Origin of the sequence: Undibacterium sp. CCC3.4 (genome assembly GCF_034347425.1) — a bacterium.
GTDB lineage: Bacteria > Pseudomonadota > Gammaproteobacteria > Burkholderiales > Burkholderiaceae_D > Undibacterium.
Map to the genome: position 1 here is coordinate 405987 of NZ_CP133779.1, position 13307 is coordinate 419293.

The window sequence follows — 13307 nt, forward strand, 5'->3', positions numbered from 1 at the left end:
GATTCTGCCAAATTATAGCAAACGAATGGTTTTGCCAGTCGGTCTAGGGAAGCATATGTATATGTCAAAACTATTCTATATCTTTCGAGCAAATCACATATAGTGTGAACCAGGAAACCGACTGATTTTTTTAACTTACTCGCCCATGAAAATTACCAAAAAAATAGTTTTATTCGCTGCGTTGGCAGCCACGTGTGCTTTCGCACAAGCACGCACACCACTGGTCTTGTTGACTGATTTTGGACAAGCCGATGGTGCCGTGTCTGCCATGCGCGGGGTGGCATTTGGCGTTGATCCGCAATTAAATATTTCCGATCTCAGCCATCAGATACCGACCTACGATATCTGGACCGCCGGCTATCGCTTATATCAGACCGCCAACTACTGGCCAGAGGGCACGGTTTTCGTTACCGTGGTCGATCCAGGCGTGGGTACGGAGCGCAAATCTATCGTCTTGAAAACCAAGAACGGTCGCTACTTTGTCGGCCCGAACAATGGTCTATATACCTTGATCGCCGAGCGTGATGGCATTGCCGAGATACGGGAAATCGATGAAAAAATCAATCGCTTGCCGGGTTCCGCAGACAGCTATACCTTCCATGGTCGCGACGTTTACGCCTATACCGGTGCCAGACTGGCGGGCGAGATCATCAAGTTTGATCAGCTCGGTCCCTTACTTGATCCAACAACATTAGTCACAATCAATTACCAACAAGCCGACCGCTCAGGCAATACCTTGCGTGGCAATATACCTGTGTTGGACGTCAATTATGGCAATGTCTGGACCAATATTCCGAAGTCATTGTTAGATCAATTGTCTATCCACGCAGGAGATAAAATCAGTCTGACTATCTTCCGTAAAGATAATCAAATCGCCAGCTTAACTGTTCCGTTTGAAAATTCTTTTGGCGGCGTAAAAACTGGTAAGCCAGTCGCTTACATCAACAGTTTATTAAATTTTTCTTTAGCCATTAATCAGGGCGACTTTGCTCGGAAATACCATATTCAATCCGGGGCAGAATGGCGCATCGAAATTGAAAAATCCGCCACGTCAAAAAAATAGCAGCTTGTTGGGTATCAGCGATGCGCGGAATACATCCGAGCATCGCTTGGCATCAAACCAGCTCAGAAGAGTTGCGTGCTACCCATTGATCAAGCCAGCCGATTTTCATTTCCGGCACTGCGGATAAAAGTTGATCTGTGACGCGGTCAAACGGCGGCGACAAGACTATCTCCGGAGCGCCGTATCGGATGATTTTTCCTTCATGCAGCACCGCTATCGTATGCGCGATGGCGCGCCCGATCGCGATGTCATGGGTAATGAAGAGCAAAGACACGCCGGTTTCACGCTGCAAACGCGCGAGCAACTTCAGCACGCCTTGAGCCACGAGTGGATCGAGTGCCGAGGTCGGCTCATCACAGACAATCACTTCCGGCTCAGCCGCCAAGGCGCGGGCGATGCAAATTCTTTGTTTTTGGCCGCCCGATAACATGGCCGGATAATGATTGCGCAAGCCAGGATCAAGATCGACTTGGCACAACAGTTCATCCACCCTATCCGCTCTCTGCGTGCGGCTGTTCGCCCAGTACAAGGATAGAGGACGTCCGATGATTTCGGCGACCGTATGACGCGGGTTCAAGGCCAGATCAGGCAATTGATGAATCAACTGTATCCGGCGCAAATCATCCTGACTACGGTCTTGAATCAAAGGCGCTAAAGCTTGCTGGTGAAATACGATGTCGCCATGCGTGGCCGCATTCAGCCCGCACAGCACCCGACCTAGCGTCGACTTCCCTGAGCCGGACTGGCCAACCAGCACCAGAGTATGCGCGGCCGGCAATTCCAGCGACACCTCCGAGAGTACCGTCGCACCGGTCGCATAGCGCATACTGAGCGCACGCATGGATAGGAGAGGTGCACTGGCTTTGGTCGCTACTGCGGCTGTTCTGGCATGCACTTGTACCAATTGGCGCGTGTAGTCGTGTCTCGGACGGTTGATGATTTGGGCCAGCGAGCCATATTCCAGCGCCTTACCATTCCGCAGCACCAAGATGTCATCGACAATTTGTGTCACGACTGCCAGATCGTGACTGATATATAAAGCAGCCACACCGGTAGCAGCGATGGCATTACGCATTGCCAGCAACACCCCGATTTGGGTTGTCACATCTAAGGCTGTGGTCGGCTCATCAAAGACGATCAAATCAGGTTGCGGACACAAGGCCATGGCGATCATTGCCCGTTGTAACTGACCTCCCGAGGCTTGATGCGGGTAACGCTGTAAAAACTGGCGTGGTTGCGGCAGACCGAGCAGAGCAAACAGTTGTTCGGCTCTCTCCAAGGCTTGCGCACGGCTTAAGATGCCATGCTGCACCACGGTTTCAATGACCTGCTCACCGAGTGTGAAACTGGGATTAAAAGCGCTGGAAGCAGATTGCGCAACATACGCAATTCGGCTTCCACGCAATTGCGTCAATTCTGCTTCGGGCAAGGAAGAAATCGTGCGCCCGTCGAAGACAATTTCTCCCGCAGATAATTTCAGCCCCTCGCGGAAGTAGCCCAACGCCGCCATGCCTAGAGTCGATTTACCAGCGCCGGATTCGCCTATCAATCCCAGCACTTTGGCTTTTGGCAAAACAAAGGAAACCTGATCGACTAAGGTTTTTCCTTGCGTCGTGACAATCGATACATTGTTAAATGCTAATAAGGTGTCAGACATCCTGGCCCCCTCTGCTACTGCGCTGCGTCCAGTCTAGCCACCAGTCGACCACGATATTAATCGAAATAGCCAGAACAGCAATTGCAATCCCCGGACTCAAGGCGGCCCACACACCGAACACGATGCCGTCCTTATTTTCTTTCAGTAAGCCGCCCCAATCGCTCGATGGCGGTTGTACGCCCAAACCTAAGAAAGAGAGCGTCGACAAAAACAAAATGGCAAATACGAGACGCAGACCGAATTCGGCCAACAAGGGCGCAAATACATTCGGCAGCACCTCGCGCCATAAAATCGACGCACTGCCCTCACCACGCAGCTTGGCAGCTTCGACGTAATCCATCGCCGTCACATCGAGCACCAGAGAGCGACTGATCCGAAATACCCGCGTCGAATCCAACACCGCCATGACGGTGATGATCAAGGTAAGGCTGCTGGGAAAGATGGTCAACACCACCAAGGCGACAATCAGGGAAGGGATTGCCATCAGCAAATCATTGACTTGATTCAAAACCACATCAATTTTTCCGCGATACAGCCCGGCGACAAACCCGCTCACTCCGCCGATCAGAAATGCCAGCGCCGTGGCAACAAAGGCGATCAGCAGGGTCACTCTTGCGCCCCAAATCAAGCGAGACAGCAAGTCGCGCCCAAGGTTATCGGTACCCAGCAAAGCCTCCGCAGAAGGAGGATCCCAACTCGTGCCTATCACTTCATTGAGCGCATAGGGTGCCAGCAAAGGCGCAAACAATGCGCTTGCCAGCACGGCCCCTAAGATGCTCAAAGCAAGAGCTGCGGCAATGGTCAGACGGGGTAGCTTCATCAGCGTGGATACCTCAAGCGCGGGTTATTCAACAGTATCGCGATATCGGCGCAACGGTTCAAACCAATGTAGATGGCAGCAAAAATCAGCGCAGTGGCCTGCACCACCGGGATATCACGTTTGATCACACTGTCGACCATATACTGCCCCATTCCCGGATAAACAAACACCACTTCCACCACCACCACGCCCACCAACAAATAGGCCAAGTTAATAGCGATGACATTCATGATCGGTGCCAAGGCATTGGGTAAAGTGTGATGCCAGACTATGCGCGCACGGCTCAATCCCTTCAAACGGGCCATTTCGATATACGGTGCCGACAAGATATTGAGCAAGGCGGCGCGGATCATATTGATCATATGACCGAGAACCGCCAACACCAGCGTGATCGTTGGCAACAAAATGGCCTCCAGACGTTGCATCAGCGACATACCTGGGAAAACTGTCGCGCTGCTGTCGAACCAGCCTAATTGCACCGAAAAAAACATGATGAGCAGATAGCCGACAAAGAATTCAGGCAGGGCAACCGTGCCGCGGGTGACGGTGGTGATCAGACGATCTGCAATACCATTTTTATTCAAAACGGAAATTGCCCCCAACACCAGTGCCAGCGGAATCGCCAGTAGCGCAGTCATGCCCGCCAGGAATACCGTATTGCCGAGTCGCAGTCCTATGCTGCTGGCAATATCCTGGTGGCTGGCATAACTGACACCAAAGTTACCATGCATCAATCCGCTCAACCACAGCGCATAGCGTAACAATGCCGGCTCATTGAGTCCGAGTTCGGCACGAATCGCGGCAATGGCCGAAGGTGTGGCAGATTGCCCCAACATTGCCGTCGCCACATCCCCTGGCAGCATTTGCGTGCCAGCAAAAATCAGTACTGAAACAAGCAGCAACAGCAGCACTGCAGACAAGATGTGACGTGCTATCAGAGCAGCGATGGTTTTCATTTTGAAATCTAACTCTCTAACCAAACTTTTTCGGCAACTTTCAAACCACTCATGGCTAAACCCGGAACAACGGTAAATCCGCCGACGTTCGCTCTGCTGGCGTCGAGGCCATCGGAACGGACCGGCACAATTTCACTGCCTTGCCCGGCAATCAGAAATTGAATATCATGATACATCTGCGTGCGTTTTGCTTCATTCAACTCCGCTCTGGCTGCGCGCAGCAGCGACTCGAAGCCCTCGTTGTTCCATGCCGTTTCATTCCAGGCCGCCCCTGCGGCAAAGAATAAAGACAGGGTCGCATCGGCGGTCGAGCGCGTGCTGATGTTCGATGCTACAAAGGATTTTTTCAGCCAAATATTTTCCCAGTAACCATCGGCGGGAACGCGTTCCAGCTCCAAGGGTATACCGGCTTTTTGTGCGCTGGCCTGAAACAATTGCGCCGCATCGACCGCACCGGAAAAACCGGCATCAGAAACCGACAGCAGCAACTTGCCGCTGTATCCCGATTTTTTCCAATGAAAGGCCGCTTTCTCCGGATCATAGGGAGTGGCCGCAAGATCAGCTGCGAAATAACGGTTAGACGGCACAATCGGCTGATCGTTACCGATGGAGCCGATGTTAGCAAGAACAGACTTCAGTATTTGCGGTCGGTTCAGCGCATACTTCAGCGCCAATCGTACATCCTGATTATTAAACGGTGCGCGGTCAGACAAGCCTGGGAATGTAAAGATTTCCGAATCCTTGGAGCGATGCACATTGATCTTATTCGATGCCGAAACCCGTTTAAACAAACGCGGCTCGATGCGGTTGACGACATGAATTCTACCGCTCAACAGCGCGGCGATACGAGCCGTACTATCGTTGTAAGCAATCGTCTCTACCGAATCCACATGAGCGCGTTCGGCATCCCAATAATTGGCATTGCGACGGGTTAAGGTGCGCACTCCCGGTTGGAAATTTTCCAACACATAAGCACCGGTACCGATGCCTTTATCAAAATTACTGCCATCCGGGCCTATACCAAAATGCACATCGGTGAGCAGATAAGGGAGATCGGCATTGCCCTGCTTAAGCATAATCGTCAGTTCATCGATTGCCGTCGCTTTGAGCGTGAGTACTGAATCCAAATACACTTTGGCGGCCGAAGCAGAATTGGCACCGCGATGATGATTGAGCGAATAAATGACATCTTGTACCGTCAACGGCTTACCGTTATGAAACTCGACGCCCTTGCGCAGCTTGATGATCCATTCCTTCGCGCCTTTTCGCGCTTCCCAGCTCAGCGCCAGTGAAGGACGCAAACCGCCGGACTCATTGAGTTCGATCAAGGTATTAAATAATTGCGCACCAACGACAAATCCATACATTTCCACATAGCTGGCTGGATCAAGACGATCAGTGCTGGAAGCATTATCGATTCCCAGGCGTAGATGCCCACCCTTTTTAGGGGTATTGGCAGCATTCGTACCATTCGCGGCCTGCTCCAGCATGGGTGCAAGACCAGAAACAGCGAGGCTAGTCAAACCTTTGAGCAGGGTTCGGCGCTCATGATTTGACCTCGCTTCTGAAGCAAAAAAAGTCACTGCTTGCCCGGTAACGAGGACGCCAGCGCTGCAATGTGATCAGGCCCAATGCCACAGCAACCACCGACGATCGTTGCACCGGCATCACGCCATTGCTGCGCAAACTTCAGGTACTCCGATGGGTCCAAGTCATCACGTAATTCGCTCAAACCATCGTTGGCATCCTCAGCATGATAATGCGGAGCAAAGGCGTTGGCGTACACACCAATTTGCGGTCTATGCTCAGCACTGACTTCGGCAAATACCGCAGCAGCATCGCGCACTGCCGCAGCCATCACGCCGACATGGCTGCAATTAAACAGCAAAGCTTTGACGCCCAGCGCCAGCGCGGTACGCGCCGCCTCTGTCACCGACTCACCCGAGCGGATAGTCGGTGCCAGTGTTCCTTCTGTAACCGCATGGTGCTCGCTATCTTCGAGCGTAAACGACAACCAGAATGGCCGCGCCGATACTTGATCGATCGCCGCTTTGATCGCCCAGGCTTCCTGAGTCGATCCCTGCGTCTCCGCCAACCACACATCGACAAATGGTGCCAGCCCTGCGACTAAAGGATTGAGAATGCGCGCCGCATCAGTTGGGTTAAACAAATCTGGCCGATACGAGCCGAATGGTGGCGGCAAGGAGCCAGCGAGTTGAATCGTTCCAGCCGCATTGGCCGCCGCATTGGCCGCACCAATGGCCGCACCAATGGCCTCGCGCCCGATACGACCCGCCAAGCTGGCCAGCTCGCCCGCTCGCGCAGTAAACACCTCTTCACCCAAATGGAAGGGTACCAGGGCGTAGCTATTCGTGGTAATGAGTGCTGCGCCCGCCGCAATATACGCATCATGGACTTGCCGAACATACTGCGGCCCTTCCATCAAAGCCAAGGCCGACCACTCTGGCTGGCGAAACGGCGCGCCGATTTTTAACAGCTCGCGCCCCATTCCACCGTCTAATATAGTTATTTTTGGCAGCATAAATTGACATCCTTCACGATTCTTGAATAACTTTTAAGCTCAAAAAGCATAACTGACTCTGGCATAGTAATACGCACCGTTCACGCCAAACGGGGAAACGTGGGAATACTGATCGTAGTTAAGACTTTGGTACACCGAAGCCGGCATTTTTGTTGGATACTTATTCAACAGATTATCTGCACCGAAATTGACTTTCAAGTGATCTGAAAAACTATAGCCAAGGTCTACCGCGGTGATATAAGTGACATCGGTATTATAAGTAAAATATGGCCCAGGAGCATATCCTTGTACTTGGCTGGTTTTGCCATACACCGTTTCGCGCAGCGTCAGTTCCCAGTCATTTTTAGTATAAATGGCGGCGATGGAAGCCTTGCCACGAGGTGTAGCGGTAGTCAGATTCGATCTCTGCACCGGATCAACCAGAGAAAGTCCCGCCGCTTGCAGTGCTGCGGGTGCTGCCGATATATGTTCAATCGTGGTCTTGTTGTAGCCACCGTTGACTATCCACTTAATGCTGCCGAGCGCGCCGAAACGACTGATTGTGTCTATGCTGACATCAATACCCTGCGTTTTGGTATCCACACCATTGGTAAAAAAGGCCGCGGAAACACTGCCACTTGGTACGCCAGCCGGAATCGCTGCACCATTTGCGGCTACCGCTGCTGCCGCTAATTGTCCGGAGATGGAGGCTGACTCGATGATGCGGTTATTGATATTAATTTGATAGGCATCAATCGTGGCATGGACGCCTTTTACCGGCTCTACAACCAGCCCGACACTGATGTTCTTTGAGGTTTCCGGTTTCAAATTGGGCGCCCCAAGCACGTTCGCACCAGCCGAACCGAGCGGCAATTGAACTTGTGCAAAACCTGTCGTCACCGTCGTTGCTGAGTAATATTGCTGCGCCAATGTTGGTGCATGAAAGCCATTGCTCAAGGTCGCGCGCAATGCCACGGCAGGACTGAAATCATACCGTGTCGACAATTTCCCCGTCACCTTATTGCCAACCTGTTGGTAATGCTCGGCGCGCGTCGCAAAACCCAATTCCCATTGCGAAGTAATATGCGCGGTCAGATCCACATAGGCAGCAAGGCTATTACGTGTTGCATCCACTTGGTCAGTTTTTTGAAAGCCCGGAAAAGCCGATGAGCCGCCTAAGTAGTAAGAATTGGCTTCGCCAGCCCCAATCCGGAAGGTTTCGTAGCGGTTCTCCAATCCTAAAGCCAACAGCAAAGGGCCTGACAGACCATCGAGTGTAAATGGTCGGCGAACATCAACATTCGTGGTCAGCTCCGAGGAAGTAAACGAGCCAACACGAAACTTACTTTGTGCATTGCCAAAATCATTGAGCAGATCAGGATTGACGGTACGAATATTCTCTAACTTGGCCTGATCCCGACCATAGGTAGTGCTGACGTCCCAATTCCATTTGTCGCTGGTGATACCTTTCAATCCGGCTGTCAGCCCGAAGTCATTCTCGCTGACTTTTTCTTGCGGGGTAAAACCATTCGGATACAGCAGATTGACGGCTGGACTGATGGCGTCTGGTTGACGGGGATTTTCATTGGCTTGGGCATCTCGGTGCGCTACGGTAGCAAAACTGTAGAACGTCAGATCCGGCGTGATCGGCTTTTCAAAGTTATACGCACCGGTAAGCACCGAGCTTTTCGGATCGCCTTGTACCAAGGCCGCTTGCACGCCACCACTATCGCCGCTGCGATTCGAGTAACCATGGTAGTGCGCAGAAAAACTCAGGTTAAGTATGCCATCGTCAGCGACGATAAAGCCTTTATTCGCCTCAAATTGTTGCGTCTGCCCGCCACCATCAATGTATCCACCACCCAGCAATGACACGCTGGTACCGGTAGGAGATTTTTTTAAGATGATATTAATGACACCCGCAATCGCGTCGGAGCCATACTGTGCCGCAGCACCATCTTGCAAAATTTCAATGTGATCGATCGCCGCTAAGGGAATGAAATCCAGATCGACTGCATTCGAACCTTGTGCAGGATCGGAATCGGCATACAAACTGGCGGAGACATGTCGACGCTTACCATTAATGAGCACCAAAGTATTACCGGGGCTTAAGCCACGCAGTTGAAAAGTGCGCGCCAGCGCGCCGACGTCATAGCCAACCGCTGGGGTAGTTAACGATGGCACTAAGCTTTTTAAGGCATCCAATACATTGGTTTTCCCGGTACTGGCAAGATCTTCGGCACCGATGACGATCACTGGCGTCATGCTGTCGCGCACTTTTTTTCCACTATCACGCGTCCCGGTGACAATCACGGTACCGGCGGCAAGATCCTCATTACGGTTATCTGCATCGGCAGCCTGTGCCACGCTGGCCGAAGCGTTGGCAATTAAGGCACAAACGCCAACGAGGCGAAAATAAGCGCGAGTTTCCATCTGTTCCTCTTTTTTATCAATTTTTATGAACTTGTCTTGCAAAATCATTTGCACTTTTACAAAAAGCAAAACGAGTGACTCGCAGCAAAAAATAAGCAGGAGAGAATTAAATCAAATTAGTTCAACGCTATAAACGATTTTTTTTGCATTTGCTTATTTTGGGGCGCACATCGACGCCCCGCTTGAATCTGCCGAACAAAAAGCTTGACCGTTGCCGATTGCTCGCTGCGATTAATTTAGGTCTGCGCATGATTGCAAATTTGTTAATTTATGTTAAAAAAATTAACACTCCCTACTGTTTGTCCTTGCGAATCGCCTTACGCACACCTAAACTTAATAAATAAGCATGTCTTATGGGCAATTATTTTTCAAGGAGAACGGTATGGATATCAAAAATATGCGCATAGGAACGCGCCTTGCCATGGGCTTTGCTGCGGTGATTGGCATCTTCCTGTTAGTCTGCGGGTGTGCACTCTACACTGCGGCCAATTTGGCCAAGGCCGAGAAGTGGAACACCCATACTTACGCCGTACTGGAAACGGGTACCAGCATGCTCGCAGCGATGATCAACATGGAAACGGGTGCCCGTGGTTATTTACTGTCTGGTGAAAGCCGCTTTCTCGAACCATGGAATGCTGGCCTGAAAAATTTCGACCAAGCCTGGACCGAAGCAAAAGACTTGACTGCCGACAATCCGAGTCAACAACGACGTTTAAGTGATATGAAGGCACGCCATCAGGAATTCAGAGGCGTCGCCGAATCCCTGTTTGCCTATCGTAAAACGATCGCTAGCGGCGAGCACACGGTGGCCGAATTGGTGAGCGAATTTGCCAAGGGGCGCGACAAAGCAGCAATGGATGGATTTCGCTTACTGCATGCCGATTTTGATAAAGCGGAGCGAGATTTACTGGTGATCCGCTCTGCCGAGGCGGAGTCACAGCGGGCACTCAACCAAGACAGCATCATCGGTGGCAGCATTCTGGCCTTGATTGTGGCCGCACTCATGGGCACTTGGGTAACGCGCTCAATCACTGCACCGATTCAGATCGCCTTAAGCTTGGCAGAAGCAGTTGCCAAGGGTGATCTGAGCGTGAACATTCAGGTTCAAGGCAAGGATGAAACCGGGCGCTTATTGCAAGCCTTGAAGAATATGAGCGACAGTCTGGTCAACATCGTGACGGAAGTGCGTTCCGGCACCGAGAGTCTTGCCACCGCTTCGACCGAAATTGCGCAAGGAAATATGGACCTGTCTGCGCGCACCGAATCACAGGCCAGTTCACTCGAAGAAACCGCTTCATCGATGGAGGAGCTGACCAGCACCGTGCGCCAAAATGCAGACAATGCACGGCAGGCTAACCAACTGGCGCAAAGCTCGTCTGAGCTGGCCTTGAAGGGTGGCCAAGTGGTTGCGGAAGTGGTCAACACCATGGGTGCGATTAATACTTCGTCGCGCAAAATCGTCAACATTATCAGCGTGATTGATGGCATTGCTTTTCAAACGAATATCTTGGCGCTCAACGCTGCGGTCGAAGCAGCCCGTGCGGGCGAACAAGGCCGCGGCTTTGCCGTAGTGGCGACGGAAGTACGCAATTTGGCACAGCGTAGCGCGGCCGCCGCGAGAGAAATCAAAACCCTGATCGACGACTCGGTAGAAAAAGTTGATGTCGGCAGCAAACTGGTCAATCAAGCTGGCTCAACCATGACCGAGGTGGTGGACAGCATCAAACGGCTGAGCGACATTATGGCCGAGATCAGCGCCGCCAGTATCGAGCAATCTGCCGGTATCGAACAGGTCAATGAAGCCGTCATCGATATGGATGATATCACCCAACAAAATGCCGCCTTGGTGGAACAAGCGGCGGCGGCGGCTGGCGCAATGCAAGAACAAACGAGGAATTTGAATCAAGTCGTCAGCGTCTTCAAAATGGCGAATGATTCCACGCTTATGCATACTGCAACGCACATGACTGCCAAGCCGCTGACTGATTTTACACGGAGCAAAACTGCTGCCAAGAAGAACATACCGAGATTAGTCAGATAGGAAACACTTGCGCAGCGATTTGCTCCCACGTGTCACGCGCCGCGCTGGCCGGAACTTGCTGCAGGCAAAACATGACATCACAATCGGGCCGGATCAACATGTATGCCGTCAACTGACGCTGCAACTCCGGCACGCTGAGCGCGCCCAGACCACCGTAAGCCTCAATCAGCGTCTTGAGCAGCAATCGATTACCTTGCGCCATGAAAATCATCGGCGTCAACAACTCAAAGCGGTCTGTGTTGCCGATGATAGAATCACCGAAATCAAGCAAGCCATCGAGCCGCCAGCGCCCGTCTTCTGGTTTAGCCATCAAGTTCCCTGGATGGATATCCATATGAATCAAGCGCAAGGCACCGGCTTGGCCAAACCCACCGCTACGCTCAATATACGGCAGTACTTGGGCCAGCAAGCCGGCCGGCATTTTATTGCGGCGATGCCGTGCCAAGCAGCTCGCAAGCAGATCATCAAGATACGCCGGCCACGCTGGCTTGATCGCACTGTTTTCATCGACCGGCAGCGCGCGCAATTCGCGCATAACTTGTCCGGTCTGCTGCATGATCAAGCGCTTCTGTTCCAGTTCCATAGTTGGCCATACATCGGCCAGTAACACGCCCTCCAAGCGAGGCGAAATCACGCATAGCCAGTTATCAATTTCGGCACTGCCGATCAAACTGGGCGTGCGCAAGGACAACTTGCCTTCAAGCATAGGCGCGAACAGTATTTCCTTCTCGCCTTGGCGACGCCAATTGGGCGGCACGAGTTTGATGATCACGTCATCGTTCAAGCAAAACAAGGCATTGCTGGCTTGCGCGATTTTTTCCCACTGGCCCTGAGGCAATTGAAATTGCTGTTGTACGTAGCTAAGCACAGGCAGCCAAGCTGGCAACGGTGTCCGGGCGATGAAATCGCTGCAGGCAGCGTTGTCCAAGCCTTGCGGCAGGCAGTTGAGAGAGATGTTCATAATTTCTGGTCTGGTCAGGAATAAAAACGGCGCGTTGCCGAATACGCATTCTACGATACCAAGAGGCGTGGACGCGCCCACCCATTCGCCCAATTCGTCATTGCCGCGCAGGCGGCAATCCAGTGGCGCGTACGCGCCCTTTATATCTGTGCTGCTCAGGCGCAGCAGAACGTGTTCATTTCACAGAAAAAAGTGCCCTTGATCGACCCTCTCACCCTGAAGGCACTGACGTGCCACTCGATTCCTGCCTACGCAGGAATGATGAGGCGAGAGCACGGGGGAATGACATGTCTGCCAGTTAGATTAAGGATGCCGACTGAAAACCCTTTTGCGACAGCCTCTGAAGGCCGAGGTTTCATGCGCAAAATCTGATGAAGCAAAATATGCGCTCAGGCCGGCAGGCGTCGCCGCAGCGTAGCATTTTGACACATAATTCCAGTCAAGCTCAACATCTGAAATAACTCTATAGATCACGAAAACGCGCACGTTTATTGATTTGGCGCAAACTTGAATCGATCAGTAAGCCTACACTGAGACATTCCTGCACACACAGGCGAGGATTCGAATACCGGATCATCCTGCCGACTGCACTTAGCCCCCCGACAAGTATTTTTTCTTTCCAGCTGACTTCAAGCTGACTTCAAGCTAACGCGTCTCATTAAAGCCACGGCGCAACTTTCCGGCATCGACAAATTTTTATGAAAAAATTTGTCGCTTTTACGCAAAAACTAAAGCCTGATACTGATCCTGATGTGACGATCGATCTTCATTTAAAATCATTTAATGTGACGATAAAACATCATAAGATCATTTATGTTACGATTAATCTTCATCAAAAACCTTTGTGACGATTAG

The 13307-nt window shown here is 51.8% G+C and carries 9 protein-coding genes; 2 read left to right on the top strand and 7 right to left on the bottom strand.

Going from position 1 to position 13307, the window contains the following annotated elements; genetic code table 11:
* Positions 1 to 145 precede the first annotated feature (145 nt).
* On the top strand, positions 146 to 1063 hold the full coding sequence (locus RHM61_RS01930; RefSeq protein ID WP_322249448.1) for an S-adenosyl-l-methionine hydroxide adenosyltransferase family protein: 918 nt from the start codon (positions 146 to 148) through the stop codon (positions 1061 to 1063).
* Positions 1064 to 1115: 52 nt separating this feature from the next.
* Here the strand turns inward: RHM61_RS01930 and RHM61_RS01935 are convergent, their stop codons facing one another.
* The 6 genes from RHM61_RS01935 to RHM61_RS01960 are packed head-to-tail and all read right to left on the bottom strand — an operon-like array spanning position 1116 to position 9450.
* Complete coding sequence (locus RHM61_RS01935; RefSeq protein WP_322249449.1) at positions 1116 to 2720, bottom strand: ABC transporter ATP-binding protein; 1605 nt, start codon at positions 2718 to 2720, stop codon at positions 1116 to 1118.
* Positions 2713 to 3540, bottom strand: a complete 828-nt coding sequence (locus RHM61_RS01940) for an ABC transporter permease (RefSeq protein WP_322249450.1) — start codon at positions 3538 to 3540, stop codon at positions 2713 to 2715. Before RHM61_RS01940 ends, RHM61_RS01935 begins: the two co-directional genes overlap by 8 nt.
* A complete protein-coding gene (locus RHM61_RS01945; protein WP_322249451.1) occupies positions 3540 to 4496 on the bottom strand; it encodes an ABC transporter permease in 957 nt (318 codons plus the stop codon). Before RHM61_RS01945 ends, RHM61_RS01940 begins: the two co-directional genes overlap by 1 nt.
* 8 nt (positions 4497 to 4504) lie before the next feature.
* A complete protein-coding gene (locus RHM61_RS01950) occupies positions 4505 to 6019 on the bottom strand; it encodes an ABC transporter substrate-binding protein (RefSeq protein ID WP_322249452.1) in 1515 nt (504 codons plus the stop codon).
* Positions 6020 to 6075: 56 nt separating this feature from the next.
* Entirely contained in the window at positions 6076 to 7038 is a 963-nt protein-coding gene (locus RHM61_RS01955) for a homocysteine S-methyltransferase family protein (protein WP_322249453.1), read from the bottom strand.
* A gap of 39 nt (positions 7039 to 7077) precedes the next feature.
* Complete coding sequence (locus RHM61_RS01960; protein ID WP_322249454.1) at positions 7078 to 9450, bottom strand: TonB-dependent receptor; 2373 nt, start codon at positions 9448 to 9450, stop codon at positions 7078 to 7080.
* Between the two features lie 382 nt (positions 9451 to 9832).
* Between RHM61_RS01960 and RHM61_RS01965 the strand changes: the two genes are divergently transcribed.
* A complete protein-coding gene (locus tag RHM61_RS01965) occupies positions 9833 to 11491 on the top strand; it encodes a methyl-accepting chemotaxis protein (protein ID WP_322249455.1) in 1659 nt (552 codons plus the stop codon).
* Here RHM61_RS01965 and RHM61_RS01970 read toward each other — a convergent pair.
* Positions 11484 to 12452, bottom strand: a complete 969-nt coding sequence (locus tag RHM61_RS01970; RefSeq protein ID WP_322249456.1) for an aminoglycoside 3'-phosphotransferase/choline kinase family protein — start codon at positions 12450 to 12452, stop codon at positions 11484 to 11486. The genes RHM61_RS01965 and RHM61_RS01970 overlap by 8 nt on opposite strands.
* Positions 12453 to 13307: the final 855 nt, after the last annotated feature.

Coding starts and splice junctions, on each gene's coding strand:
- RHM61_RS01965 (WP_322249455.1), top strand. CDS start 9,833: ATGGATATCAAAAATATGCGCATAGGAACGCGCCTTGCCATGGGCTTT.
- RHM61_RS01940 (WP_322249450.1), bottom strand. CDS start 3,540: ATGAAGCTACCCCGTCTGACCATTGCCGCAGCTCTTGCTTTGAGCATC.
- RHM61_RS01970 (WP_322249456.1), bottom strand. CDS start 12,452: ATGAACATCTCTCTCAACTGCCTGCCGCAAGGCTTGGACAACGCTGCC.
- RHM61_RS01955 (WP_322249453.1), bottom strand. CDS start 7,038: ATGCTGCCAAAAATAACTATATTAGACGGTGGAATGGGGCGCGAGCTG.
- RHM61_RS01945 (WP_322249451.1), bottom strand. CDS start 4,496: ATGAAAACCATCGCTGCTCTGATAGCACGTCACATCTTGTCTGCAGTG.
- RHM61_RS01930 (WP_322249448.1), top strand. CDS start 146: ATGAAAATTACCAAAAAAATAGTTTTATTCGCTGCGTTGGCAGCCACG.
- RHM61_RS01960 (WP_322249454.1), bottom strand. CDS start 9,450: ATGGAAACTCGCGCTTATTTTCGCCTCGTTGGCGTTTGTGCCTTAATT.
- RHM61_RS01935 (WP_322249449.1), bottom strand. CDS start 2,720: ATGTCTGACACCTTATTAGCATTTAACAATGTATCGATTGTCACGACG.